Source organism: Corallococcus sp. AB018, assembly GCF_003986945.1.
Classification (GTDB): domain Bacteria; phylum Myxococcota; class Myxococcia; order Myxococcales; family Myxococcaceae; genus Corallococcus; species Corallococcus exiguus.
In genome coordinates, this window is sequence record NZ_RAWR01000154.1 from 1 (window position 1) to 26,516 (window position 26,516).

The following is a 26,516-nucleotide window of genomic DNA, read 5'->3' on the forward strand; positions in this document are numbered from 1 at the left end:
CACCCGCCCCCCCAACGGCCGTGCGATCAGCCCGGACCGGGAGCGTCCAGCCGCCTCCTGGAAGCAGCACGTCACGAGGGCATGGATGAGTTCCGCTCATTGCCGCGTCGCGCCACCCGGGGGCCGAAAGGTGCTGGCGAACACCCAAGACATCAGGGTCCTTGAGTCGGGAGGCCGCGTTCGGAGTATAGGGGCGTCCCTTTCTTTCCCCTTCGAGGTCGTCCGCCCGTGTCTCGGCCCCGGTTGATCAAAGAGAACTCCGCGCCGCTCTCCCTGCCCCGAGAGCAGCTCATTCGCATCCATGACCTGATGGTGAAGGCGCGCGTCCTGGAGGAGCGCCTGATCCAGATGTACAAGCAGGGCCACGGCTACTTCTGGATCGGCGGCCCCGGTGAGGAGGCGTTCAACGTCCCCCTGGGCATGCTGATGAAGGTCGGCGAGGGCCCGGCCTACGACTACCTGCACGCGCACTACCGTCAGTCCGCGACGCTGCTCGCCATGGGCGAGGAGCCCATCGGGGCGCTGCGGCAGATGAAGAACACGGCCACGGACCCCTACTCCGGCGGCCGCAACTTCGCGGGCCACTTCAGCCGGCGCTCGAAGAACATCGCGCCCGTCACCTCCCCCATCGAGGTGCAGTACGCCGTCGCGCCGGGCACGGCCATGGCCCAGAAGCGCCACGGCGGCGACGGCATCACCATCGTCACCGGCGGCGACGCGGGCACGGCCGAGGGCGATTTCGCCAGCTGCCTCATCTGGAGCAGCCGTCCGGCCAACCCGCTGCCCATCCTGATCATCGTCACCAACAACAAGTGGGGCATCAGCACCACTTCGGACGGCCAGCACGGCGAGACGAACATCAGCGACCGCGCGCGCGCCTTCAACATCCAGGCGAAGACCATCAACGGCAATGATCCGGTGGAGTCCTACCAGGAGATCCAGGCCGCGATGGAGTACGTGCGCAAGGAGCGCAAGCCCTTCTTCATCGAGGCTCGCGTGTCCCGCCTGTACGGGCACTCGTCCGCGTCCGGCGCCAACTTCGTGAACGAGGAGCAGGACTGCCTGCGCCTGTTCGAGGCGCGGCTGGAGCAGGAAGGCGTCCTCAACCGCGAGCAGATGGACGAGGCGCGCACCCGGTATTCAGAGGAGCTGGCCGCCGCCGCGCGCACCGTGCGCGACGAGCCGCAGCCCTCTGGCGACTCCATCTGGGAACACATCTACGCGGAGAAGAAATAACCATGGCGAACATGGCACAGGCCATCCGCATGGCCCTGCACTACGCGGAAGAGAACCTGGGCGTCACCGACATCTTCGGCGAGGACGTGGGTGCCCCGCTGGGCGGCGTCTTCACCTGCACGCAGGGCCTGAAGACGGCGTGGAACAGCCCCCTGGACGAGCGCGGCATCATCGGCGCGGCCATGGGCCTGGCGATGGCGGGCCACCGCCCCGTCGCGGAGATCCAGTTCTGCGACTACATCTACAACACCATCGACCTGCTCAAGCTCGTGGGCAACACGCACTGGTCCACGAACGGTGACTGGTCCGTGCCCATGGTGGTGCGCACGCCCGTGGGCAGCGGCATCCGCGGGTCGCTGTACCACTCGCATTCCTTCGACGCGACGATGACGCACATCCCCGGCTGGAAGGTCGTCATGCCCTCCACGCCACTGGACGCGTACGGCCTGCTCATCTCCGCGTGCCAGGAGCCCAACCCCGTCATGTTCCTGGAGCCCAAGGCGCTCCTGCGCGTGAAGGGCGACGAGCGCATCCCCGGCGAGCCCGACGACGACCGCGCGCTGTCGAAGATGATCGACGCGCCCCTGGGTGACCGCTCGCAGTGGAAGCCCCAGTGGCCCCTGGTGGAGGCGTTCGCCATCCCCATTGGCAAGGGCAAGCTCGTGCGCGAGGGCACCCAGGCCACGGTCATCAGCTACGGCCGCACCATGCCCCTGTGCATCAAGGCCGCCGCCCAGTTGGAAGAAGAGGGCCTGAGCGTGGAGGTCATCGACCTGCGCTCGCTCTGGCCGTACGACTGGGAGATGATCAAGGCCTCCGTCCAGAAGACGGGCCGCGTGCTCTTCGTCAACGAGGACACGGAGGTCACCAACTTCGGCGAGCACCTGGTCCGGCGCACCGTGGAGGAGCTGTTCTACTCGCTGCTCGCGCCGCCCCGGCTGGTCGCCGGCAAGTTCGTCCCGGGCATCGGCCTGGCGGACGCGCTGGAGATGGCGTCCGTGCCGCAGCAGAACGACGTCACCACCGCCCTGCGCAACCTCTGCCGCGAGCAGCCGTAGGCGCTGGCCCGGGTTTCCGCCTACACCGCAGAAAGACATCCGGGCCGCCGTTCCTCTTTGGAGGCCGGCGGCCCAGTCGTTAGAATCCCAACTTCCGTGTCCCAGCCCATCGTCCGCACCATGACCCCCGCCCCAGACGCCAACGCCTTCCGCATCCGCCGCGCGCGTCGCGGTGACGCCGAGGTCATGGCCCAGCTGCTGCGCGAGCTGGGCTACCCCCAGGGCACCGATCAGCAGACGGTGCACTGGGTCATCAGCCATCCGGAGATTGAAATCTTCGTCGCGGGAGACCCCCAGGACCGCGCGGTGGGAATGGTGTCCTTCTCCCACCGGCCGCAGCTGCGGCTGCGCGGGCGGGTGGCCACCGTGGACGAGCTGGTGGTGTCCGAAGGCTGGCGCCGCCGGGGCGTGGGCCGCGCGCTGCTCGCGCAGGTGGCCCAACGGGGCAAGGTGCTGAGCGTGAAGCAGTTGCAGCTCATCGCCCCCATCAACGTCACCGAGGAGACGCGCGCCTTCTACCGGGCGTGCGGCTACGTGGAAGGTGACTCCGGGGTGTTCCGCCACGCGGAGTACGAGCAGCCCCAGCGGTAGCGGGAAGCGTCCGCGAGGGCCCGGCGTCCTGGCCGGGCTCCTTCGCGGAGTGAAGCGTTTCAGCGCTTGAAGCTCGCGATGACGCGGCGCAGGCGCTCGTGGTCCTCTTCGCTCACGTCGATGAAGCGCACGCCGATGGCCTCCGCCTCGTCGCGCACCCAGGCGACGACGGCGGTGAGGTGGAAGTCCTCCCCGTCGATGACCATGGCCAGCCGTACCTGCGCGCCCACGTCGTAGGACTTGCGCGTGCGCAGGCACAGACCGCCGGCGGACACATTCAGCGAGTAGGCCCGCAGCGCGCGCGCCGCGTCCTCCATCTGCTCGAAGCGCACTTCGAACCGCGCCGCCACGCGCTCCTCGGCGCGACGGTTCATGTACGGGTCTGGCTCCACCGGCCCATCCAACTTCGTGTTCATGCGCACCCTGACCCCCTCGGTTCTCGGACCGGAAGTGTCGGCTGGTTTCCAGGCCCGGTTCAAGGGCCCACGGACTACGGAATGGCTCGTGTAAGTCCCAGGCTACTTCGAAGCCAGGAGTTTCCGGATGAGTGCACGTCTCGTGTTGTTGGGTGGAGCCCTGATGTTGGGGCTGTGGGTGGCGGGCTGCGATGACGGAGAAACTGTCCGCCCGCCAACGGATGGGGGCACGTCCCTGGATTCCGGGACCGATGGCGGAGATTCCGGGACTGTCGATGCTGGCGATGGCGGCGGCGGTGGAGGCTCCGACTTCGCGTGCAACGTGGCGAAGCAGGAGGGCTGTGCCGCGGGCCAGAGCTGTCTCTACTCGGACCTGGCGGATGGCGGCACGGGCAGTCAGTGCTTCGCGGCCGCGTGCGACGTGGTTCGCCAGGACTGTCCGTCCGGACAGCGGTGCACCTACGTGGGAACGGACGGAGGCACCACCGCGCGCCAGTGCGTCGCCGCGGGCACCTCCACGGAGGGCGCGCCGTGCACGCTGGCCGAGTCGCCTCCAGGCCAGACGTATGACACGTGCGCCGCGGGCCTGTACTGCAAGGACGAGTCGCAGGACGACGGCGGCACGGGCTTCTTCTGCCGCAAGCTGTGCCACGCGCCGTCCGACTGTGGCTCCGGCGAGTGCAACACCGTGCTGCGGCTGAACGGCACGCGAGAGCTGCCGCTGGTGTGTGGCCCCGCGTCCGCGCGGTGCGATCCGTTCGCGCAAGACTGCGAGAGCCCGCTGGCCTGCTACCCGGCCGCCAACGGCGCGGTGTGCGCGGGCCAGGGTTCGCTGCCGGAAGGCGCCGCGTGCGAGTTCAGCAACCAGTGTTCACAAAGCAGCACCTGCGTGATGACCGGCGGCAGCGGCACGTGCCGGGCGCTGTGCCGCCTGCCCGCGGGCTCACCGGGGTGTGCGAACGGCGCGACCTGCCGGGCCATCAACAACAACAACGGCGACGTGGGGGCCTGCGTCCCGTAGGCAGCGGATTGCCCACGGAAGGAAGCGTCCCCACCCGGGGTGGCGAGCGCGCGGGTCCGCCAGGGGCCCGGCCCGCCACCTCGTGGGGGAAGTCCTGCGCCGTCCGTGCCCGGCTGTTGGAAGTTCACGGTCCGTGGCGATTGGCTCGCGCCATGAATCCCCGGGTCGCCACGCGGGCACATCGTGCACATTGTCTTGCGCCGGGAGGTCGTGGGCATGGGTCTGAGGATGGCGCTGCGCTGGGGGTGTTTCGGTGCCCTGAGCGTGCTGGTGGGGTGTGGAGGCATGGATGACGGCCGCTCGCCCGAGGAGTCCTCCGGGCCGGGCCGCACGGACGCGGAAGTGAACGCGCCCGCCGCCACGGAGTCCGTGGAGGCCGCCCCCACGCTGACGCTGCACGACGGACACCAGGTGCAGGCCACTCCGCCCGTGGCGCCCCTGCCCACGCAGTTCCAGCCCGCCTTCCATCAGTCGCTGCGCGAATCCGTCTCCGTGGGGAGCTTCACCACGTACCGGATCAAGGTGCCCCTGGGGCGCGCGGGCAGCCGCGTGCGCGTCACCTTCCGCTCCGGCGACGGCAGCCTGACGCTGCAGCGGGCCACGGTGGCGAAGGCCGGCGCCAATGGCGCGCTGGGTTCCGCGCCGGTGGCGCTCACCTTCGGCGGACAAGCGGGCTTCACCACGGGCACGCGCACGCTGGTGACGTCGGATCCCATCGCCTTCCCGGTGGGCTTCCGAGACGAGGTGGCCATCTCCTTCGAGGTGAAGGGCGCGCTGGGCAAGAGCCGCATCCAGGCGTTCCCGGACAGCTGGATGAGGACCGGCGCCTTCGCGACGACGCAGGGCGCGCTGGGCGGCCAGACCTGGGAGTACGCCACGGGCGTTGCGACGGTGGACGTGGAAGGAGCGCCGGGCCGGGCCTTCGTCGCCATTGGAGACAGCATCACCGAGGGCTACACGGGCACGTGGAACGACACGCGCAACGCGTGGCCGTCCCGGGTGGAGAAGCAGCTCGGGGTGCCGGTGGTGAACTCGGGCGCGTCCGGGCAGGGGTTCTGGGACGCGAACCTCCAGCTGCCGCAAGAGGTGCTCTCCCTGCAGGGTGTCACCGACTGCGTCGTCCTGCTGGGCGTCAATGACCTGGCCGCGGAGGGCATGACGGTGCCGAAGCTGCAGCAGCGCATGACGCAGCTGCTGGATCAGCTCCAGCCCATGTGCAAGCTGTGGGTCAGCACGCTGCTGCCCAAGGAGAAGATGGGCGCGGACGGCGGTGACTTCGAGCTGATGAAGGCCCAGCGCCACGAGTTCAACGCGTGGCTGCGCTCCCTGACGCGCGCGCAGATCATCGACCTGGAGGCCGTGACGCGGCAGCCGGGCAACGTGGACCTCTTCATCGACGGGCTGGAGGTGGACGGCATCCACCCGTCCGTGGAAGGCCACCGGGTCATGGCGGACGAGGCGGCGCGGACCCTCAAGGCGAAGGGCGGTCTGTAGCGCCTGCCCGGCTGGAAACCGCACGGAGGGTTTGAATAGGTTCGCGGCCGTTGCGTCCAGGCGGTGTTCCCGTCTTTCACAACTCCCGGAGCTTTCCCCCATGCGCGCGCTTCCCACCGCCCTCGTCGTCGCCTGCCTCGCCCTGCCCTCGCTCGCCCACGCGGCGTCGCTGCGGTGTGGCAACAAGCTCGTGTCGGAGGGGGCGTCGCAGGCGGACGCGGTGGCGAAGTGCGGCCAGCCCGTGTCGACCGAGACCAAGCGCGAGCGCGTGACCAACAAGTCCCGGGAAGGCAGGCGGGACGGGTCGCGCCGCGGGGACTCCTCCACGGAGTTCTCGACCTCGACCTCCGTGGAGGAGTGGACCTACAACTTCGGGCCCAACCGGCTGTTGCAGGTGGCCATCTTCCGCGACGGCCTGCTGGTGGACGTGCGCAGCGGCGGCTACGGCTACTGAGTCCAGCGCCGCGCGATCTGGTCTTGGCGGTTGAATAGCTTCGGGTCCGCCACGTCCAGGCCGTGTTCCCTGCCTTTTCTCCTCCTCGGAGCGTCCCCCATGCGCGCCCTTCCCGCCGCCCTCGTCCTCGCCGGCCTCGCCCTGCCCTCCCTCGTCCACGCGTCCGCGCTGCGCTGTGACAACAAGATCGTGTCGGAAGGAGCTTCGCAGTTGGACGCGCTGGCCAAGTGTGGGCAGCCCGCGACGAAGCAGAGCAAGACGGAGTACGTGACCCACAAGGTCAAGGAAGGGGCGCGGGGTGAGACGCGCTACGGGGAGGCCTCCACGGAGGTCACGACCTCCACGACCGTGGAGGAGTGGACCTACAACTTCGGGCCCCACCGGTTGATACAGGTGGCCATCTTCCGTGACGGCCGGCTGGTGGACGTGCGCAGCGGTTCCTACGGCTACTGAGGCCCCAGGTACTGCTCCAGTTGTTGGCGCATGATCTCCGGCCGCCGGATCAGCGCTGACCGGAAGAACAGGAGGTTCTCGCGCCAGCCCTCCATGGAGGCCGGCTGGCTCCAGCGCGCCACCTGGTCGGGCATCTCCAGCTCGAGCGCCTCCGCCGCCGCGTCCAGGGCCGCCGTCACCCGCTCCTCGGCGAAGGTGTGCTCGATGTGCCAGAGGAAGCGCTCGATGAAGCGGGCCTTGAACTCCGGCGACTGGAGCAGGCCCCTCAAGAGCAGCGTGGACCAGGCCCCCGCATCCGACGTCTCGTCCAACACGCGCCCCAGGCTGTCGTGGTCCGGACCGTGGAACAGGGCGGCGTCCAGGTCGTACACGAGCCAGCGCCAACGGCCGTCGTGTCCAAGGGCCGCGCCCGGCTCCAGCTTCTTCGTGCGCAGCCGCCAGAACTTCACGTTGTTCTGCGGCCAGTCCGAGTTGCCCAGGTAGAGCTGCGCGACCTGGTATTCGATGAAGTCCTCCACGTCCATCCGCGCGCGCACCCAGGCGGAGTGCTCCCGCACCGACAGGTCGTGCGTCGCCACGTAGTCGATGAGCTCCTGATAGGGCTGCTCGTCGCCCTCCTCCCCCACGTCCAGGACCCCGGCGTTCTCCAGGATGACCGCCTTCTTCCGGTCCACGCCGTAGTGTGACGCCAGGTAGTACTCGTCCAGGCGCTCGCGCAGCTCGTGCAGGCCCCAGTACTCGCCATTGAGGAACACGAGCGTGGGGCGGCAGGCCTGGATCGCGAGCCGCGTCTCGGCCAGCAGGCCCTGAAGCATGCAGTCACGCAGCTTGGTGACGCCCTGGTCCTGTCCGGACGTGCGCGCGATCAGCCGGGTGAACTCCGTCACCGGGGAGCCGGGGAACACCGGCCCCGCGAACGTCTTCGGGCCATAGTCCTCCTTCGCGTACAGCCGCAGGCTCTTCTGCGGAAACGCCGCGCTGCCAGAACCGTGGATGCGCACGCCCGCGTCCTGGGCGAACACGCGCTGGCCGGAGGTTTCGAACCACTCCACGTGGACGGGGCGCTCCCACTCCTTGCCGTTCTGCATGTAGTTGGCCGCGAGCGGATCATCGGGCCGGGCCTCGGCGGCGAGGCCGGGGACGTAGATGCCCGTCTCCGGGTCGAAGAAGTTCGCCGCGTCGGTGACGAGCGACAGCACCGGCAGCGTGTACGGCGCCCGGCCAATGACGAACGTGCGCGTGCGGGCCGGGCCCACCGGCTCCGCGCCCGCGAACTGCCGGTAGCGCACCACCGCGACCTGGGGCGGCTCCTCCAGCGGCGCGACCCACCGCAGGACTTCCGGGGCATCCAACGGCGTCGTGGGAACGAAGGACCACCGCGCCGGAGGCGTGGAGCGCGCCAGCAGCGCGATGGGGGCCGTGTAGCGCGACGACTCGGGCGTGGGCGTGGAGCCGTCCCGCGTGAAGTACGTCCGCAACCCCTGGGCCGTGGGCAACGCCAGCAGCGTCTCCGGTTGATAGAGCCCGGGCCGCGCGTCGAACGTCAGGTGCTGGAAGTCGACGCGGGCCCGCGCCTCGGCCCCCTGCCTGTCGCGCGCCACCACCTCCAGCGACAGCGCGCGCCGGCCCGGCCACCAGGGCAGGCTCCAACGGCCACTGTCGATGTCGGCATGGCCCAGGAAGCGCCCGTCCTCGTACACCTGCACCCGTGACGGCCCGGCGTCGCTCGCCACCGCGCCGAACAGCCGGTGCGTGTCCGGTTCGTGCCCGTCGATGGTGACGCGAGGCCCAGAGGGCGGTGGAAGCTCGGCCTCATTCAGCCGCCGCTCGGGGGCGGGCTCACAGCCGGCCCCGGCGAGGAGGAGACCCAGGACGAAGGACGCGAAGTGACGGAGACGCATGAGGGTCTCCGTCCTGTAGCAGACAATGCTTTGACCTCACACCGCCCTGTGACACAGCGCGGCGGGAGCCCCCTCCCTCAAGCGGGGGGCGCGGTGGCTTCGAGCAGGCCGTGCTTCTGGAGGAGCGCGGCCAGCGCGGGCGGCGCGAGCATCCAGTCCTCGCGTGTGGGCACCCAGCGCACGGGGGCTCCGGCGGCGGCGAGCCGCGCGTTCACCTCCGCGATCATCGGGACGAAGGTGGGCTGGGGCACGTCCCAGCTCCCCACGCCGGCCTGGACCTCCACGGCGCCGGGCTCCACGCGCACCGCGGGCTGGCCCTGCACCGGCTGGATGACGAACCCCGGCAGGTACGGCTGCATGGCGGCGGACAGGCGCTCCAGCAGCGTCGGGTCCTCGAAGGGGTGGGCGCCCTCCAGGTCGAAGAAGGTGGGCAGCTGCGCCTGGAGCTCGTCGCGCAGCGGGTTGTCCTTGCTGTCGCGCCAGGCGTGCTCGGCCAGGACGCGGGCCTCGTGGGGGATGCGGATCTCCCAGCGCTCCAGCAGCGCGAGCAGCTCCGCCACGCGCTCCACCTCCTCCCAGGGCGGCTCCACGCGCGTGAGCCAGGACACCTCCGACACCGTCTCCCCCCGGCGAAGGCCCGTCACCCGGTCCCCCTTGCGCAGCTGGAAGGGCGGAGCCTGGGTGAACTCCGGATCCGGATAGAGGGCGGTGTGCAGCAACCCCGTCCCCTCTTCCGGGCGCACGCGCGCGAAGCCGTGCTTGGGGTTGATCTCCTCCACGACGAACGTGTCCTGGGCCATGGTCTCTTCTCTAACCGGTGTTCCGCATGCCCGCAGCGATGCCGTTGAGCGCCAGGAGGAGCGGCCGGTCGCACTCCGCGTCCCCGTCCCGCTTGCGCTTGAGCAGCTCCACCTGGAGGAAGGACATGGGGTCCACGTAGGGGTTGCGCAGCGCGATGCTCCGCTGCAGCTGCGGGTTGTTGTCCAGCAGCTTCGCCTCGCCCGTGAGCGACTTCACCGCGCGGCGCGTGCGGGAGTGCTCCTGCTGGATGCGCAGCCACAGGGGCCGCGTGGACGCGGGCGCCAGCTTCGCGTACCGCGCCGCGATGGCCATGTCCGTCTTGGCCAGCACCATGGTCACGTTGTCGATGACCGTGCGGAAGAAGGGCCATTCCTTGTACATGCGCTGCAGGAGCGCCGCGCCCTCCGGCGTGGCCGCGTATTCCTCCAGCGCGCTGCCCACGCCGTACCAGGCCGGGAGGATGGCGCGCGTCTGCGTCCACGCGAAGCTCCAGGGGATGGCGCGCAGCGTGTCCAGCCCGCCCGCCTTGCGCTTGCTGGGGCGCGAGCCGATGGGCAGCGCGGAAATCTCATCCACCGGCGTGCCCTTCATGAAGAACTCCACGAAGCCCGGGTCCTCCCAGACGAGCCCGCGGTACGCCTTGCGGCCGGACTCCGCCAGCGCGTCGAAGGCGGCGCGGAAGGCGGACTCATCCTCCGGGGACGGGCGCGGCTGCGCGTCCAGCGTGTGCAGCAGCACGCCGCCCACCACCAGCTCCAGCGTGCGCTGGGTGAGCTCCGGGCGCGCGTACTTGTGGTCCATCGCCTCGCCCTGTTCGGTGGCCTTGTAGGCGCCGGCCACCGTGCCCGGCGGCAGCGCGAGGATGGCCGTCTGGGCGGGGCCGCCGCCGCGCGCCACCGTCTCCCCTCGGCCGTGGAACAGGCGCAGGGGCACGTCGTTCTCGTCCGCCACCTGCGTGAGCGCCACCTGGGCGCGGTACAGCGCGGCGCTCGCGGCGAGCAGGCCCACCTCCTTGCCGGAGTCGCTGTAGCCCACCATCACCTCCTGCACCCCACGGCCCTTCAGGTGCTGGCGGTACTCCGGATGCGCGAAGAGCTGGCGCAGCACGTCCGGGCCGCCGTCCAGCGCGCCCAGCTGCTCGAAGAGCGGCGCCACGTCCACGGTGGCGCACTGGAGCTTCGGGTCCCAGAGCCCCGCGTGCTTCAGGCACTGGAAGGCCGCCAGCACGTCGTCCGCGGTGGAGGCCATGGAGAGGATGAGCGTGCGGCACACGGACTCGCCGCCCTCGTCCTGGCCCTCGCGCAGCTTCGCCAGCACCTCCAGCAGCCGCTTGCCGCCTTCGGTGGGGGCCGGCCCGCCGTTGAAGGACGCCGCCGCGCTCACCGCGTCCTCCGCGGGGGCGCGCACCTCCAACTCGCCCAGGCCCAGGCCCAGCGCGCGGACGCGCTCGGACATGCGGCGCACCTCGCGCAGGCCCGCGTGCTCCGCGCGCGCCGCGAAGAGCGACCGCTCCAGCACCGCCAGGTCATCCCCCAGGGCCTCCGGCGAACGGTAGGCCTCGGCCCGCAGCGTGGACTCCCGCCCCTGCCGCCGCGCCAGCACGTGCTCCAGCGCCAATGAAAGCCGCTCCTCCATGAAGCGCAGCTTGCGGCGCCAGGGCTCGCCCAGCGTGCGCGGGCCCTGCTGCTTCGCCACGTCCGGCAGCGCCTTCGCGTCCTCCTCCAGCGAGCGCTCCAACTCCTGCGTGGGGCGCGCGTGCCGCTCCGACTGGGACAGCATCCCGCCCAGCAGCTCCACGTCGCGCAGGAGCAACCGCAGGCCCCGGGCGCGGTGCGCGCGCAGCGTGTCCGCGAACACCTCCGGCGTCACCAGCGGGTTGCCGTCCATGTCGCCGCCCACCCACGAGTGCACGCGCACGGGCGTGTCCAGCGCGCCCAGGGGCTCGCCGTAGGCGCGCTCGAAGGCCCAGTCCAGCGCCTCCGGCAGCCGGGCCACCGGCTCCGCCAGCATCTCCTCCACGTACCAGTGGACGTTCTTCACCTCGTCGCCCACGGTGGGGCGCTCGCGGCGCAGCTCGTCCGTCTGCCACAGCGCCGTGATCTCCTCGCGCATGGCGGTGAGGTTCGCGGCGGACTCGCGCGGGGTGAGCGTGCACCGGTCGCGCTCCTCCAACAGCTGCGCCAGCCGGTAGAGCTTCTCCAAGAGCGTGCGGCGCACCGCCTGGGTCGGGTGCGCGGTGAACGTCAGCGTCACCTTCAGCGTCCCCAGCGTTTCACGCACCTTGTCGGCGCTGACGCCCGCGGCCTTCAGCGCCAGCAGCGTCGACTCCAGCGACCCCTTCTGGGGCCGGGTGGAGGTGGGGCTCGCGTGGGCCCGCGCGCGGCGGATGCGGTGGTGCTGCTCCGCCAGATTCACCAGCTGGAAGTAGACGGAGAAGGCGCGCAGCACCGGCTCCACCTGATCCGACGGCAGCCGCCGCAACACCGCCGCCAGCTCCGCCGCCGCGGCGCGTCGTCCGGCCACCGGGCCCCGCCGCCGCTGGATGGCCAGGTGGCGGACCTCCTCCTCCTTGTCGAACAGGGCCTGCCCCTCCTGTTCCACCAACACCTCACCCAACAACCGGCCCAAGAGCCGGACATCCCGCCGCAGCGGGGGATCCACGGGACGTGAACGCGCCATAACGGACCGGAACCGTAGTCCTTTGGCCCCCCACCGCCCCTACCCATTCTCGAATTTTCGACCGCCAGCCGACGGATGACCCACTCCGTCCTTGCAGGAAAAATTCAACCTCCCGGTCTTCCCAAAGAGTCGCGGCTTCCACTAGAAAGTGGGCACTCCCGGACCCCGCCGGGATGTCTGACCTGACCCAAAGGAGTGGCAATGCGGAAAAACCCATCTTGGCTGGCCCTGGGCCTGCTGACGCTCGCGGCGCCGACGGCGTACGCGGAGCGCGCGTGGTACGAGAAGCCGCAACCCGACGTCGCCGCGCCGTCCACCAAGCTGCGCCAAGCGGTTGTCCAGGACATCACGGACGACCTGCCCCACCGTCTGGGTGAGCAGCAGAAGGAGCTCAAGGCGCAGGCGCTGCAGATGCGTCTGGAGGGTCGTGGTCAGCCGGGCCGCGTGCAGAAGCTGGCCAACGGCAAGTTCGTGGAGCTGGAGCTGCAGCGCACGGACCGCATCTTCGTCATCCTGGTGGAGTACGGCACGCAGATCCACCCGGTGTTCGGCAACCCCGCCACCAACCCGGGCGGCAACATCCCCGGCCCGCTGCACAACGCGATTCCGGGCCCGGACCGCACGGTGGACAACACCACCATCTGGCAGCCGGACTACAACCGCGAGCACTTCGAAAAGCTCTACTTCGACACCACGCCCGGCGCGGACTCGGTGGCGAACTTCTACAAGGCCGCGTCCTCCGGCCGCTACACCGTGTCCGGCACGGTGTCCGAGTGGGTGAAGGTGCCGTACAACGCCGCCCGCTACGGCAACAACCTTTGCGGCAGCTCCAGCTGCTCCAACTCCATCTGGCCGCTCGTCAGCGACGCCATCAAGGCGTGGACCAACGCCCAGCTGGCCGCTGGCAAGACGCCCGCGGAGATCAAGGCGTACCTGGACACGTTCGACACGTGGGACCGGTACGACTACGACGGCGACGGCAACTTCGACGAGCCGGACGGCTACATCGACCACTTCCAGATCGTCCACGCCGGCATGGGTGAGGAAGTCGGCGGCGGCGCGCAGGGACCCAACGCCGTGTGGAGCCACCGCTGGTTCGCGTACAGCAACGGCACGAGCGCGGACGGCATCGGCCCCGCGTACAACCAGAACGGCGGCACGCGCTTCGGGACGGGCATCGACAAGTGGGTGGGCGACTACACCATCCAGCCGGAGAACGGCGGTCTGGGTGTGTTCGCGCACGAGTACGGCCACGACCTGGGCCTGCCGGACCACTACGACACGACGAACGCGGCGGACAACGGGACGGGCTTCTGGACCATCATGTCGTCCGGCTCGTACCTGAACGACGGCACCAAGGACATTGGCAGCCGTCCGGGTGACTTCTTCGCCTGGGACAAGCTGCAGCTGGGCTGGCTGGACTACGCCACCACGGATGCGGGCCTGTACTCGTACCACAACCTGGGCCCCGCGGAGGTCACGTCCCAGAACGCGAAGCAGGCGCTCGTGGTGAAGCTGCCCGGCAAGCCCGTGGTGCAGCCCACCACCGCCCCGTTCGAGGGCCAGGGCATGTGGCAGGGCGGCCAGGGCAACAACCTGGACCGCGTGCTCGAGAAGACGGTGAAGCTGCCGAACAAGAAGCCCATCACCTTCTCCTTCCAGACCTGGTTCGACATCGAGGAGGACTGGGACTACGCCTACGTCGCCCTCTCCGTGGACGGTGGCCCGTTCACCAACCTGGCCAGCCCGGTGAGCCGCACCACGAACCCGTGGGGCAACAACCTGGGCAACGGCATCACCGGCACGTCCGGTGGTTGGATTCCCCTGGAGTTCGACCTGTCCGCCTACGCGGGCAAGAGCGTCACGCTGAAGATCCGCTACAAGACGGACGCGGCGGAGTTCAACAAGGGCTTCCTGGTGGACTACGTCCAGCTGTGGGCGAAGAACACCTACGTCTTTGGTGACGACGGTGAGTGGGGCCACAAGTGGTGGGACAAGTCGACGTTCTTCGTGACGGACGGCACCAACACCCTCTACGACAACTACTACCTGGCCGAGTGGCGCCAGTTCCGCGGCTACGACGAGGGTCTGGCCACGGGTCCCTACAACTTCGGCTTCAGCTCGGATGGCCTGGTGGATTGGGCGGAGCGCTACTCGTACAACCCCGGCCTGCTGATCACCTACTGGGACACGTCGCAGTCGAACAACAACGTGTCTCAGCACCCGGGTTCGGGCCGCATCCTGCCCATCGACTCGCGCCCGCAGCCCCTGCAGCGCAGCGACGGCCGCTACTGGTCCGGCCGCGTGCAGACGCACGACGCGACGTTCGGCCTGGAGCCCAGCTTCCCGCTGTCGCTCAAGCCCAACGGCTTCCCGCGCAACGAGTACGCCTCGCAGCCCGCGGTGCCGGTGTTCAACGACACGAACGAGTTCTGGTACGCCACGCAGCCGTACGGCGGCGTGAAGGTTCCGAAGACGGGCACCATCATCGAGGTGCTGTCGACGAACCCGGCCCAGACCGTGATGCAGGTCCAGGTGCGCCCGGTCGAGTAGTCCTCTGACCGTCGTCACCGCTGAGCAGTGAAGGAGGGCCGGTCCCGCTTCGATGCGGGGCCGGCCTTTCGCTTTTCGGGTTGAAGGAATCCGGACACCCGGGGCGCGGCCGTTGATGACGGACGCGCGGGGGACGCTACGGTGCCCGCATGGCCGAGTGCCCCGTGGGCGGTCCCGCGTCCCCTTCCCCTCCTCCCGAGCCGCCCTCCGAGGTCGCGCGAACCGTGGCGCTGGAGTCCGCGGATCCGCTCTCCGTGCTCAACCAGGCGTTCCGCGACGCGTACGCCGCGCGCCGTGAGGCCGTGCTGTCCCGCATGGGGCCCGTCATCGCGCAGATCGACGACGTGCTCATCCTGCGCAAGGACGGCCAGCGCTTCGAGGCGCCCGCGCGCACGCGCCGCTACCACGTGTCCAAGGCCGTCACCCACGTGCCCCTCGCGCTCCACGTCCTGCTCGCCAGCAAGGACGCGCTCGATGAAGAGACGCGCACGCGGCTCACCACGATGCGAAGGCTCATCACCGCCTCGCGTATGAGCCTGGACGGCCGGGGACTTCCGGCAGAAGCCCTGGCGCGGCAGCACCGCCTGCTCGACGCGTCGCTCGCGCTCGTGGACGCCGTGCTGGCCGCGAACCGCGTGACGCAGGCGGAGCTCTCCGCGTTCATCCACGCCCGGGTGCCAGACCTCCTGAAGAACGCCGAGGACGCGGCGAAGGATCAAATCGACACCATGCATGCCTCGGTCGAGGCGTGGAAACGACAGATGACCGCCGAGGAGCGCGGTCAGCTGCGCGCCGTGGTGGCCGCCTCGCACATGTCGCGGCCCGGCAACGTGGCCGCGCAGTACTTCTCCATCACGCTGGGCGACACGTGGGAGGGGCGCTTCCACGAAGAGGATCAACAGCCCGGCAAGCGCGTGCTCACCTCGGAGGCGACGTTCGACGAGCCCGCGGCGTTCGCGCTGCTCGCCACGCACGTGCTGGACGCGAACACGTCACGCGGCATCTTCGGCGAGGAGACGCGCATGGCCAGGGATCTGCTCGCGGACGCGGCCGAGCGCATCCTCGCGGGCATGTTCCAGACATCACCCCAGTCGCCCGGCACGGGCGCGCCGTAGCGGCTCAGGAGCGCGTGAGCGGAAGCTCCACCATGAACGTCGCGCCCTCGCCCAGGCGGCTGTCCAGGGACACGCGCCCGCCCTCGGCCTCCACGATGGTGCGGGTGAGGTAGAGCCCCAAACCCAGGCCGCCATAGTGGCGCTCGGACACCGCGCGGCAGTAGCGCTCGAAGAGGCGGGGCCGCTGCTCCGGCGAGATGCCGATGCCCCCGTCGCGCACCGTGAGCCGCGCCACGGGCCCATCCGCCACGAGCCGCACGGACACCGGTGTACCGGGGCCGTACTTGAGGGCGTTGTCCAGCAGGTGATCCAACACCTGCGCCAGCCGCACCCGGTCGAAGCAGCCGCGCACCGACTCCGGGGCTTCCACCTGGAACTCGCAGTGCTCCAGGACGAACCTGGGCGCGAACGTCGCGGCCACCTCGCGCACCACCTCCGCGACGTCCACCTCCTCGCGCTGCAGGCGGAAGGTGCCGGCGCTGATGCGCGACACGTCCAGCAGGTCATTCATCAGCTCCGTGAGCCGGCGGACCTGGCGGTGCCCCGTCTCCACGTGGGCTTCGATGACCGGCACGAGCGGCGAGTCCGGATGCGACTTCACCGCGCGCGACAGCGCCTGGAGCTTCAGGCTCAGCGGCGTCAGCGGCGTCTTCAGCTCGTGGCTCGCGACAGAGAGGAACTCGTCGCGCAGGCGGATGGCCTCGCGTGCGCCCTGGAGCAGCCGCGCGTTGTCCACCGCGAGCCCGGCCAGGTTCGCCAGCTCCTGGGCGAACCGCAGGTCCTCGTCGCCATACCGGCGGCTGGAGGTGGTGACCAGGAAGGACAGCGCGCCCAGGATGTGGCCCCGGGCCATGATTGGCACGGTGAGCAGCGAACGGATGCCCACCCGCCGCATCGTCTCCAGATGCTCCGCGTCCTGCGCCACGGACTGCATCACCGCGTCCGTGACCTCCGTCGCCAGGGTGGACCGGCCGGTCGCCAGCGCCACCGCGGGAGGATAGACGGGCCGCTCCCGAGGCACCGGCGTCAGCCGCTGCACGGTTGCCGCGAGCGGCGCCTGGGAGGGATCCGCCGACACCACCTGGACGCGCTCGAAGTGGCCGTCCGCGCGCAGCACATCCACGATGCACCAGTCCGCGAGCGCCGACACCGACAGGTTCGCCAGCGACGCCAGCGACTCCTGCGTGGCGGAGGCATCCAGCGACGACGCGAACAACTCACTGGCCCGCGCGAGGAACGCGGCGCGCTCCTCACCCAGGACCTGCGCCTGGATGTCGATGCAGGTGCCCACCCATTCGTGCACGGAGCCATCCGGCCCCAGCACGGGCATGCTCCGCGCGAGCATCCACACGTAAGCCCCGTCCACGCGGCGCAGCCGGTAGCGAGTGGCGAAGGGCTGCGTCCCCGCCCTGGCCCGCTCCCACGCCGCCAGGGCCCCGGCCCGGTCATCCGGGTGCAGGGCGAGGAGCCACCCCTGGTTGCGCATCTGCTCCGCCGTCTGGCCGGTGAAGGCCGTCCACGACGGGGAGATGGGCGCCAGCGCATCCCTGGCGGGGTTCGTCGACCAGGTGACCTGCGCCGCGGTCTCCAGCAGCCGGCGGAGCCGCTCGGTCTCCTGGCGCAGTTGGGCCAGCTCCTCGCGCAGGGCGACCTCGGCGCCGGCGGGAGGCGTGGAGACGCGGCTCGGGTCCAGCAGGGGAGACGTCATCGCGGCGCCTCAGTACACGTTGTACTTGGCGCGAAGCGCTTCGTGCTCCTGCGCGTTGCGCGACGGGTGCAGGACCTTCTGCGCGTCATGCAGGTAGTACCAGTAGTCGCTCTTCACCGGCCGCAGCGCAGCGAGCAGCGAGTCCACCGTGGGCGCGCCAATGGGGCCCGGCGGCAGGCCCGCGCGGGTGCGCGAGTTCCACGGATCCGAGCTGTCCCGCAGCCGCTTGAGGAACGCCTTGCGGTCGTTCCACTCCGCCAGTTCGTAGCGGCTGGTGGCGTCCACGCCCAGCGGGGAGCCCTTGTCCACGCGCTTCCAGAGGATGCCCGCGACGAGCGCGCGCTGGGAGGGCACCGGCTCCTCGCGCTCCAGCATGGAGGCCATCACGACGATGTCGTGCAGCGACCGGCCGCTCTTGCCGATCTCCTCCTTGTGCTCGTCGTAGAAGCGGGCGCGGAAGGTGTCGATCTGCCGCTGGATGAAGGCGTCCACCTTGAAGTTGTCCGCGATGATCCCGTACGTCTCCGGGTAGAGGTAGCCCTCCAGGCTGCGCACAGGCATTGGGAACGGCGCGGTGAAGTTGCTCGTGCGGCTGGCCGCGGCGATGTACTCGCCCGGCTTGATGAGGCCCTGGGCGGCGAGCACCTGGTCGGTGTCGCGCAGGCGCCAGCCTTCAATCATCGCGAAGGGCACGTCCTCCGGCAGCGGCTGGCCTTCCAGGGCGTTGGCCAGCTCCGCCACGGACGCCGTGGGGCTGAGCATGAAGCGGCCCGCCTTCACGTTGAGGCTGCCCCGGCGCCACAGGTGGAAGCGCCACACGGCGGGATTCTCCAGAAAGCCCTGGGACTGGAGCTGCTGGCCCAGCGAGCGCGCGGACGCGCCCTTCTTCACCACGAACTCCTTGGGAGCCGGATCCGCTGCTGCGTGCGGCGCGGTGGTGGCGTTCTGGAAGTGCATGAACACGCCGCCTGCACCCGCGACCGCCAGGACGATGAGCACGAGGAGCGCGACCAGGATCTTCTTCATGGGGCGGCAACCTATCAAAGGCCCTGACGCTTCCAACGAGAACCACCGTGCGCCCGGCCGGGCAGGCGGACGCAAGCGCCCCCTTCTCAACACCCAGCGATGAAGGCGCCCCTCCCCCCGCGCCTCGTCTAGGATGACGCCCTTGTTCGTCGACCCCCGCCGGCTCGAAACCTTCCGCGTCGTCGCCTCGACGGGGCAGATCTCCGCCGCCTCCCGCCTGCTCCACCTGTCACAGCCCGCCGTCACCGCGCAGGTCCGGCAACTGGAGGCGGACTGTGGCCAACCGCTCCTCGTACGCACGGCACGCGGGGTGCGGCTGAACGCGGCGGGGCGTGTGCTCTTCGACTACGCCCAGCGCATCCATGGCCTGCTGGACGAGGCGGCGCTCGCCATCGCGGCCGAGGAAACCCTCACCGGAGAGCTGGCGCTGGCGGCGAGCACCACCGTCGCCAACGCCATCGTGCCCGGCCTGCTGGCGTCGTTCCTGCGCACGCACCGTGAGCTCCAGGTTCGTCTGGAAGTGGGCAATACGCGCGAGGTGCTGACGTGGTTGTCGGAGGGCCGGGTGCCGCTCGGGCTGGTGGAGGGGCACGCGCGGGCGCCCGGCATCCGGCTGGAGCGCTACCTGGATGACGAGCTGGTGCCGGTGGTCTCGTCACAGGGGCCGACGGAGTGGTCGCGGATCCGCACCATGGAAGCACTGAGGGAGGTACCGCTGCTGTGGCGCGAGCAGGGCTCCGGCACACGGGCCGTGCTGGACCGAGCCCTGCGCAAGGCGGGCGTGCGCAAGGGGCCCCGACGCGGAGACCTCCAGTTGGGCAGCACCGAGGCGATCAAACGGGCCGTGTCCCTGGGTATGGGCGTGGCGCTGTTGTCCCGATGGAGCATCGACGGCGAGCTGTCCCTGGACCGGTTCCAGGTGCTGCCCGTGCCAGGGCTGCGCATCCCGCGAGCGTTCTCCTGGGCCCTGCCCGTGGATGATCCGTCCGGAGCCGCGGGCCGCTTTCTGCGCCATGCCCGCGCCACGCCCCCGGTGCTGCTGCCCTGAGCCCGAGGCTCACGCAGCCGCGCCATGCCCGCCACGCCCCCGGTGCTGTTGCCCTGAGCCCGAGGCTCACGCCGCCTGGCCGCCGCCCCCTGCCCGCAACGCCATCGGTGCTGCTGCCCTGAGCCCGAGGCTCACGCCGCCCAGCCCAGCCGCAGCGCGCCCAGGCACAGGCCCGCCATGATCAGCCACAGCGCCACCGCCTGAGCGAGCGGACGAAGGCCCACGGCCCGCAGCGTCTCGCGCGTCAGCCCCGCCCCCAACAGGAACAGCGTCACGACGAGCAGCTGCCGGGCGACGGCCGCCACACCCTGCCCCACCGGCGCGAGCCCCGGGAACACCGTCACGACCGCCGCCGCTCCGAGGAATCCGGCGATGAACCACGGCCGGCGCACCCGGCCCTTCACCTCGTGGCCCTCGCGCCGGCGCCACGCGGCCAGGCCCACCGTCAGCGGGAGGATCCACAGGGCGCGCGCCAGCTTCACGGGCGTGGCCACCGCCAGTGCCTCGGGTCCGTAGCGCAGCGCCGCGCCCACCACGGAGCTGGTGTCGTGAATGGCCATCGCGCACCACAAGCCGAACTGGTGCGGCGTCAGCCCCACCGCATGGCCCACGACGGGGAAGACGAACAGCGCCACGGCGTTGAGCAGGAACACCGTGCCCAGGGCCACGGACGTCTCATGCTCCTGGGGCCGCAGCACCGGCACCACCGCCGCGATGGCGCTCCCGCCGCAGATGGCGGTACCCACGCTGATGAGCAGCCCCGTCACGCGAGGAACACCGAGCAGCCGGGCGAGCCCCACCCCCAGCGTCAGGCACACCGCGATGCCCACCACCGTGTAGCCCAGCCCCTCACGCCCCGCCGCGAGCACCGTGCGCAGGTCCATGCCCGCGCCCAGCCCCACCACCGCCAGGGACAACAGCCGGGGCGTCAGCGCCCGCGTCGTCGTGGCGAACGGATTGCCCACGGTCAGCGCCACGCACAGCCCCGCGAGCAGGGCCACGCCGGTGGAGACGGAAGGCAGCAGGCAGAGCGCCGCGCACAGCGGCACCAGGACATGTCCGGCCGTCCAGGTCCGGGGATGGACAACGGGAAGCGGTGGAGGCGTTTCCATGCGCCAGGACATGCGCTGGGCGGCCTCCGGACACCAGATGTCAGAAGCGATAAGGCATCAGTTTTCTGGATGGCTCGCGGAGATGAGCAGGGACAGCTCGTTGGGCGTGAGGATTTCGCAGCCGTCGCGGGTGACGAGCACGGTGTGCTCGAACTGGGCGGACAGGCTGCCGTCCGCGGTCACGACGGTCCACCCGTCCGGCATCATCCGGATGTCCGGCCGCCCCAGGTTCACCATGGGCTCGATGGTGATGACCATCCCCGAGCGCAGCGTGATGCCCGTGCCCGCCTTGCCCACGTGCGGCACGTGCGGCTCCCCATGCATCTGCCTGCCGATGCCGTGGCCCCCGAACTCCTCCACGATGCTGCACCCCTCCGCATTCGCCAGCGCCATCACCGCCGCGCCAATGTCCCCCAACCGCGCGCCGTGCCGCACCACCGACACGCCCGCGTCCCGGCAGCGCCGAGCCACGTCCACGACGTGCTTCGCGTCCGCGGAGACCTCGCCAATCATGAACGTGGCGGACGTGTCGCCGTGGAAGCCGTCCAGGTGCGTCGTCACGTCCACGTTGACGATGTCGCCGGGCTTCAGCACTTCATCCGTGCGCGGGATGCCATGGCACACCACGTGGTTGCGGCTGGTGCACACCGTGGCCGGGAAGCCCTTGTAGCCCAGCTGACTGGGCGTCCCACCCCGCCGCGCCGTGTCCTCGCGAACCCACGCGTCGATGTCCGCCGTCGTCACGCCCGGCTGGAGCCGGGACGCCACGTGCGCCAACGTGCCCGCCGCCGCGCGGCCCGCGAGCCGCAACCGCTCCACTTCACTGCCCTTGAAGAGAGGAATTCCCATGCCGGGCAAGGTGGCACCCGCCCGTCCGGAGCGTCCAATGCTGTTCTGGCATGACGCGGCCTGGGTGCACGGCGCGCACGACTCGCGCTAACCTTCTGCGCGTGAGCATCACGCACCTCCAGTCCTTCGTCGCGGTGGCCGAAGAGGGCCACGTGGGCCGGGCCGCGCTCCGGCTGCACATCACCCAGCCGCCGCTCAGCCGTCACATCCTCGCCCTGGAGGATGAGCTGGGCACGCCCCTCTTCGAGCGCGTCCCCAAAGGCATGCGCCTGCTGCCCACCGGAGAGGCCTTGCTCCACCACGCGCGCCGCATCCTCGCGGAGGTGGAGGTCGCCACCCTCACCGTGCGAGAGGCGGCCGGAGCCTCCAAGCCGCCCCCCGCCTGACGCCTACGACCAGGCGGCCATGCCGCCAATCCGGCGCAGCATCAGGATGGGGCCGTCGTCCATGCGGCGGCCGCGCAGGTCAATCTCACAGTCGATGACCCAGTCCCCATGGCCCTCGGGGTCCATGATGCGCTGCTGGGCCTCCCACTGGCGCGTGCCCGCTTCCTTCAGCTGCGTGTTCGCCGGCTTGCGCGCCTGGGGCGTGAGCACCACCAGCTTGTGCTCCTCGAAGTACGGCGCCATGGCCAGCTCCAGCTTCGGCGCGGTCCACTCGCCCAGCGCGTTGTCCAGCATGCCCAGCGCGTCCAGGTAGCGGCGCTGGCCCAGCGCACGCAACAAACGGTGCAGCTCTTCGCGCACGCGCGCGGCGAAGGCCTTGGGGTCCTCCGTGAGTTCCTTGGGCTTGAGGTCCACCACCGGCTTCACTTCGACGGGGGCCTCCGGGTTGCGCATCCGCTCCCACTCGTCCAGGAGGCTGGAGTCCACCTGACGCAGCGTCGCGCGGAGGTGGTCGAGGATGTCGTCCAGGTCCTCGTTGCGGAACTTCTCCGGCACCGTCTGCACCAGCGACTTGTAGACGTCACCCACGTAGCGCAGCAGCATGCCCTCGCTGCGCTGCAGGCCGTACTCACGCACGTAGTCGTGGAAGGACATGAAGCGCTCGAACATGTCCCGGACAATGGACTTGGGCCGGATGTTCTCCTCGCCCACCCACGGGTGCTTCTTCGCGAAGGCGTTGAAGGTGCCGTAGACGAACTCGCGGTTCGGCTTGGGCCACTCCAGCTTCTCCAGCTCCTCCATGCGGTCGTCGTACTCCACGCCCCGCGCCTTCATCTCCTGGATCTTCTCTCCCTTCAGCTGGTGCAGCTGCGCGTACAGCACCACGTCCGGGTTCTCCAGGATGGACTCCACCAGCGTGACGACGTCCAGCGCGTACGTGTCCAGCGTGGGGTCCAACAGCTCCAGCGTCTCATGCAGGTACAGCGACAGCGTGTGGTTGAGGCTGAAGTCGCGCTGCAGGTCCTCCGACACCTCCACCGTCGCCGAGTGCTTCTCCCACTGCACCACCTTGACGATGCCCGCGTCGCGCAGCGTGCGGAAGTACATCGCCGCGTCCTTCAGGAGCTTCTTCTTCGTGTAGTCGGAGCTGTGCGAGCGCATCACCAGCTGCACCAGCCGCTTGTAGCCGCCGCTGCCTTCCGTCTTGTCGCTCTGGAGCAGGTTGAGCAGCAGGCCGTGGCTCACGTCGAAGCGCGACTCCAGCGGCTCCGGCATCCCGTTCTGGAGCCGCTCGAAGGTGCTCTTGTCGAACTGCACGAACCCCTTCTGCGGCGGCTTCGCCTTGGGCGTCTTCTTCTTGCCCGCGGCCTCCTTCGCCGCCTGGCGGATGTTCTCGATCATGTACTCCGGGGCCTGCGCCACCACGCTGCCCTCGGTGTCGAAGCCCTTGCGGCCCGCGCGGCCGGAGATCTGCTTGAAGTCACGCACGCTCAGCGTCGTCAGCTTCTCGCCGTTGAACTTGAACAGCTGCGTGAAGAGCACCGTGCGGATGGGGATGTTCACGCCCACGCCCAGCGTGTCCGTGCCGCTGATGACCTTGAGCAGGCCCTGCTGCGCCAGCTTCTCCACCAGCAGGCGGTACTTGGGCAGCAGGCCCGCGTGGTGCATGCCGATGCCGTGGCGCAGGAAGCGCTGGAAGTCCTTGCCGTAGGGCGTGTCGAAGGGGGCGTCCAGCAGCGCCTGGCGGATCTCCTCCTTCTCTTCCTTGGTGTTGAAGTCCACGGACATCAAATTCTGCGCCTGCTCGGCCGCGGCCCGCTGCGTGAAGTTCACCAGGTACACGGGGTACTTCCCGCGCGCGATGAGGTCCTGGATGGTCTCGTGCAGCGGCACCTCGCGGTAGTCGAAGTCCAGCGGCACGGGGCGCTCGGAGCTGCGCACCGTGGCCACCTCGCGGCCGGTGAGCTTCTCCAGGCTCTGCTCGATGACGTGCGTGTCGCCCAGCGTGGCGGACATCAGCAGGAACTGCGTCTTGGGCAGCGCCAGCAGCGGAATCTGCCAGGCCACCCCGCGCTCCTTGTCGGAGTAGTAGTGGAACTCGTCCATCACCACCGCGTCCACGCGCGCGGAGGCGTCACGCAGCGCGAGGTTCGAAAGAATCTCCGCCGTGCAGCAGAGGATGGGCGCCTCGCGGTTGATGGACGCGTCGCCCGTCAGCATGCCCACGTTCTCCGGGCCGAAGGCCTTGGAGAGCGCGAAGAACTTCTCGTTCACCAGCGCCTTGATGGGGCACGTGTAGAACGACACCTTGCCCTCGGCCATGGCCTTGAAGTGGAGCGCCATGGCCACCAGCGACTTGCCGGAGCCCGTGGGCGTCTTGAGGAACAGGTGCTTGTCGCTCAAGAGCTCCAGGATGGCCTCCTCCTGGGCGGAGTACAGGCTCAGGCCGTTCGTGGCCACGTAGCCTACGAAGCGGTTGAGGATCTCGTCGGCATCGAGAGGGGGCTCGCCAGGCTTCGGCAGCAAGGCGGCGAGCGGGGCGCGGGTGTCGGCGGAGGCACTCATCGGGCCCGACTCTAGGAGGTGCCGCCCCATCCCCGTGAAAAATCGCGCGTTCCCGGGCCGACACTCGCACCCGGAGAGGCCCCCTGCCTGCCCGGCCTGTGCACCCGGGCACAGTGGCAACGGCTGGGACGCGCATGGCCATCGACGGAGGGCCTCCCCATCCTGCCCCCGCGACATTCATGGGGGGTTGGACATGCGGACAGCGAAATTCTGGATGGGGACACTGCTGGCGGGCGCGCTGGCGCTGGGCTACGGCTGCGGAAGCGAGGCGAACAAGGATCCGACACCGCAGGACGCACCGCAGCAGCAGTATCCGGACGCGGGCACCGACGCGGGCGTGCTCCTGACGCTCACCGACGCGCAGATCGCCCGCGTCCTGCAGGTGGCCAACGAGGGCGAAGTGATGCTGGGCCAGTACGCCGCGCCGCTCGCCACCGAGCAGGCCGTGATCGACTTCAACAACCAGATGGTGACGGAGCACACCGCCGTGAAACAACGGCTGGACGCGGTGCTCGCGGCCGAAGGCATCACGCCCGAGGACTCCGCGCTGAGCCTCCAATTGCAGACACAGGTCCAGCAGATCATGCAGATCCTCGCCGGTCCGAACGCACCGGCCGCGGGCGCCGCGCTCGACCAGGCGCTGATCAGCGCGCAGCTCGGCGTGCACACGCAAGTCGGCTTCCTCTCCGACAGCCTGCTGTCGACCCAGATCACCAACCCGGCCCTGGCGCAGGAGGCGCTCACCGAGCGGCAGGGCGTGCAGCAGCACATCAACACCGCCGCGGACATCCAGTCGAACCTGGTGCTCCCACCCGTCACGCCTTAGTAGGAGCGCTTTCCGTCGCTGGATAAAAATACAGCTCGGGCTCTCAGAACCTGAGAGCCCGAGCCTGCTCATACGACCCATGGGGGAGGATTCGACCCAGGTGCTTTCCAATCGTGTCGGACCGGTTTAGTAGGAATTTGGACCGCCGATGCAAAAGCCAACCGAACCGACCTCCGCGCAGAGCGAGCCGTTGACGACAGGACGGGTCCTGCGCTCCACGTATGAGATTGGCACCGTGCTGGGCAAGGGCGGCATGGGTGCGGTGTTCCTCGCGCGCCACCTGCGCCTGCCGGGCAAGCAGGTCGCCATCAAGGTGCTGCACGGCGCGGAGGAGGTGTCGGAAGAGGTGGCGCTGCGCTTCCGGCGCGAGGCGGAGATCGCCTCCCGGCTGGGGCACCCGAACATCGTGGAGGTGCTGGACTTCGACACCCTGGAGGACGGCACGCCCTTCATGGTGATGGAGTACCTGCGCGGTGAGGGCCTGTCGCGCCGGCTGCGCAAGCAGAAGAAGTTGCCGCTGGAGGAGGTCTTCTCCATCACGCGGCAGATGGGCGCGGCGTTGCAGGCGGCGCACCGCGCGGGCGTGGTGCACCGCGACCTGAAGCCGGGCAACGTGTTCCTCGTGCCCACGGAAGCGGGCGGCGTCGTGGGCGAGCGCGTGAAGCTGCTCGACTTCGGCATCTCCAAGCTCGTGGACTCGCGCACGCTGATGACGCTGGACTCCGTGCTGATGGGGACGCCGCAGTACATGGCCCCTGAGCAGGCCATGGGCCACAACAGCAACGTGGACGCGCGCACGGACCTCTTCGCGTTCGGCTGCATCGTCTACGAGATGATCGCGGGCCGGCCGCCCTACTCGGGCGACAACGTCGCGGAGCTCATCTACCAGATCGTCCACCTGGAGCCCCCGCCGCTCCTGTCGCTTGCGCCCGAGACGCCGCCGCACGTGGTGACGGCCATCTCCCGCGCGATGGCGAAGAAGCCAGACGACCGCTACCCGGACGTGGGCTCGTTCATCCTGGACCTGACGGGCAGCCCGCTCCAGACGCTCGCGGAAGTGAAGCCGGAGCAGCGCTCGCGTCCCGCCAATCCCACGGCCCCGCCGTCGGTGCCGCGTCCGCCGGACCGCGAGGAGCACATCCCCACGGTGGGCATGCGCCCCCACGCCGGCCACGACACGTCGTCCCCTGCCCCTTCCGCGGGACCTCAGACGGAGTCCCTGGC

The 26,516-nt window shown here is 69.9% G+C and carries 22 protein-coding genes; 13 read left to right on the plus strand and 9 right to left on the minus strand.

Annotated features, from left to right (window positions below; translation table 11 throughout):
* Positions 1–228 precede the first annotated feature (228 nt).
* The 3 genes from D7Y11_RS28345 (at position 229) to D7Y11_RS28355 (ending at position 2,885) form a co-directional block, all read left to right on the plus strand.
* Positions 229–1,236, plus strand: a complete 1,008-nt coding sequence (locus D7Y11_RS28345; RefSeq protein ID WP_120580249.1) for a thiamine pyrophosphate-dependent dehydrogenase E1 component subunit alpha — start codon at positions 229–231, stop codon at positions 1,234–1,236.
* 2 nt (positions 1,237–1,238) lie between these two features.
* Positions 1,239–2,294, plus strand: coding sequence for an alpha-ketoacid dehydrogenase subunit beta (locus tag D7Y11_RS28350; RefSeq protein ID WP_120580248.1), 1,056 nt, complete (start codon positions 1,239–1,241; stop codon positions 2,292–2,294).
* Positions 2,295–2,390: 96 nt separating this feature from the next.
* Positions 2,391–2,885, plus strand: coding sequence for a GNAT family N-acetyltransferase (locus tag D7Y11_RS28355; RefSeq protein WP_120580247.1), 495 nt, complete (start codon positions 2,391–2,393; stop codon positions 2,883–2,885).
* 59 nt (positions 2,886–2,944) lie between these two features.
* On the opposite strand, the gene D7Y11_RS28360 is transcribed toward D7Y11_RS28355, so the two are convergent.
* Complete coding sequence (locus tag D7Y11_RS28360) at positions 2,945–3,301, minus strand: TIGR02266 family protein (RefSeq protein WP_120580246.1); 357 nt, start codon at positions 3,299–3,301, stop codon at positions 2,945–2,947.
* Positions 3,302–3,428: 127 nt separating this feature from the next.
* On the opposite strand from D7Y11_RS28360, the gene D7Y11_RS28365 reads away from it, so the two are divergent.
* The 4 genes from D7Y11_RS28365 (at position 3,429) to D7Y11_RS28380 (ending at position 6,723) form a co-directional block, all read left to right on the plus strand.
* On the plus strand, positions 3,429–4,322 hold the full coding sequence (locus D7Y11_RS28365; RefSeq protein WP_233597379.1) for a hypothetical protein: 894 nt from the start codon (positions 3,429–3,431) through the stop codon (positions 4,320–4,322).
* Between the two features lie 216 nt (positions 4,323–4,538).
* A complete protein-coding gene (locus D7Y11_RS28370; protein WP_121754107.1) occupies positions 4,539–5,816 on the plus strand; it encodes an SGNH/GDSL hydrolase family protein in 1,278 nt (425 codons plus the stop codon).
* Between the two features lie 100 nt (positions 5,817–5,916).
* The gene (locus D7Y11_RS28375) at positions 5,917–6,270 is read left to right on the plus strand and encodes a DUF2845 domain-containing protein (protein ID WP_120580244.1); all 354 of its coding nucleotides are present in this window, start codon (positions 5,917–5,919) and stop codon (positions 6,268–6,270) included.
* Positions 6,271–6,369: 99 nt separating this feature from the next.
* A complete protein-coding gene (locus tag D7Y11_RS28380) occupies positions 6,370–6,723 on the plus strand; it encodes a DUF2845 domain-containing protein (RefSeq protein WP_120580243.1) in 354 nt (117 codons plus the stop codon).
* Here D7Y11_RS28380 and D7Y11_RS28385 read toward each other — a convergent pair.
* The 3 genes from D7Y11_RS28385 to D7Y11_RS28395 form a co-directional block, all read right to left on the minus strand.
* Positions 6,717–8,624: a CotH kinase family protein gene (locus tag D7Y11_RS28385; RefSeq protein ID WP_126935263.1), complete on the minus strand. Its 1,908-nt coding sequence runs from the start codon at positions 8,622–8,624 to the stop codon at positions 6,717–6,719. The two genes, D7Y11_RS28380 and D7Y11_RS28385, sit on opposite strands and share 7 nt — an antisense overlap.
* Positions 8,625–8,701: 77 nt before the next feature.
* Positions 8,702–9,424: a hypothetical protein gene (locus D7Y11_RS28390; RefSeq protein ID WP_120580241.1), complete on the minus strand. Its 723-nt coding sequence runs from the start codon at positions 9,422–9,424 to the stop codon at positions 8,702–8,704.
* Positions 9,425–9,434: 10 nt separating this feature from the next.
* Complete coding sequence (locus tag D7Y11_RS28395) at positions 9,435–12,104, minus strand: phosphoenolpyruvate carboxylase (protein ID WP_121754101.1); 2,670 nt, start codon at positions 12,102–12,104, stop codon at positions 9,435–9,437.
* A 201-nt stretch (positions 12,105–12,305) separates the two neighbouring features.
* On the opposite strand from D7Y11_RS28395, the gene D7Y11_RS28400 reads away from it, so the two are divergent.
* Positions 12,306–14,657, plus strand: a complete 2,352-nt coding sequence (locus D7Y11_RS28400) for an immune inhibitor A domain-containing protein (RefSeq protein ID WP_121754100.1) — start codon at positions 12,306–12,308, stop codon at positions 14,655–14,657.
* Positions 14,658–14,806: 149 nt separating this feature from the next.
* Positions 14,807–15,772 (plus strand): hypothetical protein, encoded by a 966-nt coding sequence (locus tag D7Y11_RS28405; RefSeq protein WP_199753812.1) that lies wholly within the window; start codon positions 14,807–14,809, stop codon positions 15,770–15,772.
* Positions 15,773–15,776: 4 nt separating this feature from the next.
* Here D7Y11_RS28405 and D7Y11_RS28410 read toward each other — a convergent pair whose 3' ends face one another.
* Complete coding sequence (locus D7Y11_RS28410; RefSeq protein ID WP_126935264.1) at positions 15,777–17,480, minus strand: ATP-binding protein; 1,704 nt, start codon at positions 17,478–17,480, stop codon at positions 15,777–15,779.
* A 9-nt stretch (positions 17,481–17,489) separates the two neighbouring features.
* Positions 17,490–18,506, minus strand: coding sequence for an endolytic transglycosylase MltG (gene mltG, locus D7Y11_RS28415; protein WP_126935265.1), 1,017 nt, complete (start codon positions 18,504–18,506; stop codon positions 17,490–17,492).
* 133 nt (positions 18,507–18,639) lie between these two features.
* On the opposite strand from mltG, the gene D7Y11_RS28420 reads away from it, so the two are divergent.
* Positions 18,640–19,554, plus strand: coding sequence for a LysR family transcriptional regulator (locus D7Y11_RS28420; protein ID WP_126935266.1), 915 nt, complete (start codon positions 18,640–18,642; stop codon positions 19,552–19,554).
* 131 nt (positions 19,555–19,685) lie between these two features.
* Here D7Y11_RS28420 and D7Y11_RS28425 read toward each other — a convergent pair whose 3' ends face one another.
* The gene (locus D7Y11_RS28425; RefSeq protein WP_233605072.1) at positions 19,686–20,678 is read right to left on the minus strand and encodes a YeiH family protein; all 993 of its coding nucleotides are present in this window, start codon (positions 20,676–20,678) and stop codon (positions 19,686–19,688) included.
* Positions 20,679–20,723: 45 nt separating this feature from the next.
* A complete protein-coding gene (map, locus tag D7Y11_RS28430) occupies positions 20,724–21,515 on the minus strand; it encodes a type I methionyl aminopeptidase (protein ID WP_121754097.1) in 792 nt (263 codons plus the stop codon).
* A 101-nt stretch (positions 21,516–21,616) separates the two neighbouring features.
* Here map and D7Y11_RS28435 point away from each other — a divergent pair, with 101 nt between their 5' ends.
* The gene (locus D7Y11_RS28435; RefSeq protein ID WP_121754096.1) at positions 21,617–21,901 is read left to right on the plus strand and encodes a LysR family transcriptional regulator; all 285 of its coding nucleotides are present in this window, start codon (positions 21,617–21,619) and stop codon (positions 21,899–21,901) included.
* Positions 21,902–21,904: 3 nt separating this feature from the next.
* On the opposite strand, the gene D7Y11_RS28440 is transcribed toward D7Y11_RS28435, so the two are convergent.
* On the minus strand, positions 21,905–24,466 hold the full coding sequence (locus D7Y11_RS28440; RefSeq protein WP_126935267.1) for an RNA helicase: 2,562 nt from the start codon (positions 24,464–24,466) through the stop codon (positions 21,905–21,907).
* 193 nt (positions 24,467–24,659) lie between these two features.
* Here D7Y11_RS28440 and D7Y11_RS28445 point away from each other — a divergent pair, with 193 nt between their 5' ends.
* Together D7Y11_RS28445 and D7Y11_RS28450 are read left to right on the plus strand one after the other, a co-directional pair.
* Positions 24,660–25,292 (plus strand): DUF4142 domain-containing protein, encoded by a 633-nt coding sequence (locus D7Y11_RS28445; protein ID WP_120578406.1) that lies wholly within the window; start codon positions 24,660–24,662, stop codon positions 25,290–25,292.
* 148 nt (positions 25,293–25,440) lie between these two features.
* The coding region (locus D7Y11_RS28450; protein ID WP_148139234.1) for a serine/threonine-protein kinase at positions 25,441–26,516 on the plus strand (1,076 nt) is incomplete at its 3' end.

Coding starts and splice junctions, on each gene's coding strand:
- D7Y11_RS28350 (WP_120580248.1), top strand. CDS start 1,239: ATGGCGAACATGGCACAGGCCATCCGCATGGCCCTGCACTACGCGGAA.
- D7Y11_RS28360 (WP_120580246.1), bottom strand. CDS start 3,301: ATGAACACGAAGTTGGATGGGCCGGTGGAGCCAGACCCGTACATGAAC.
- D7Y11_RS28365 (WP_233597379.1), top strand. CDS start 3,429: ATGAGTGCACGTCTCGTGTTGTTGGGTGGAGCCCTGATGTTGGGGCTG.
- D7Y11_RS28370 (WP_121754107.1), top strand. CDS start 4,539: ATGGGTCTGAGGATGGCGCTGCGCTGGGGGTGTTTCGGTGCCCTGAGC.
- D7Y11_RS28375 (WP_120580244.1), top strand. CDS start 5,917: ATGCGCGCGCTTCCCACCGCCCTCGTCGTCGCCTGCCTCGCCCTGCCC.
- D7Y11_RS28380 (WP_120580243.1), top strand. CDS start 6,370: ATGCGCGCCCTTCCCGCCGCCCTCGTCCTCGCCGGCCTCGCCCTGCCC.
- D7Y11_RS28385 (WP_126935263.1), bottom strand. CDS start 8,624: ATGCGTCTCCGTCACTTCGCGTCCTTCGTCCTGGGTCTCCTCCTCGCC.
- D7Y11_RS28390 (WP_120580241.1), bottom strand. CDS start 9,424: ATGGCCCAGGACACGTTCGTCGTGGAGGAGATCAACCCCAAGCACGGC.
- D7Y11_RS28395 (WP_121754101.1), bottom strand. CDS start 12,104: ATGGCGCGTTCACGTCCCGTGGATCCCCCGCTGCGGCGGGATGTCCGG.
- D7Y11_RS28400 (WP_121754100.1), top strand. CDS start 12,306: ATGCGGAAAAACCCATCTTGGCTGGCCCTGGGCCTGCTGACGCTCGCG.
- D7Y11_RS28405 (WP_199753812.1), top strand. CDS start 14,807: ATGGCCGAGTGCCCCGTGGGCGGTCCCGCGTCCCCTTCCCCTCCTCCC.
- D7Y11_RS28410 (WP_126935264.1), bottom strand. CDS start 17,480: ATGACGTCTCCCCTGCTGGACCCGAGCCGCGTCTCCACGCCTCCCGCC.
- mltG (WP_126935265.1), bottom strand. CDS start 18,506: ATGAAGAAGATCCTGGTCGCGCTCCTCGTGCTCATCGTCCTGGCGGTC.
- D7Y11_RS28420 (WP_126935266.1), top strand. CDS start 18,640: ATGACGCCCTTGTTCGTCGACCCCCGCCGGCTCGAAACCTTCCGCGTC.
- D7Y11_RS28425 (WP_233605072.1), bottom strand. CDS start 20,678: ATGTCCTGGCGCATGGAAACGCCTCCACCGCTTCCCGTTGTCCATCCC.
- map (WP_121754097.1), bottom strand. CDS start 21,515: ATGGGAATTCCTCTCTTCAAGGGCAGTGAAGTGGAGCGGTTGCGGCTC.
- D7Y11_RS28440 (WP_126935267.1), bottom strand. CDS start 24,466: ATGAGTGCCTCCGCCGACACCCGCGCCCCGCTCGCCGCCTTGCTGCCG.
- D7Y11_RS28445 (WP_120578406.1), top strand. CDS start 24,660: ATGCGGACAGCGAAATTCTGGATGGGGACACTGCTGGCGGGCGCGCTG.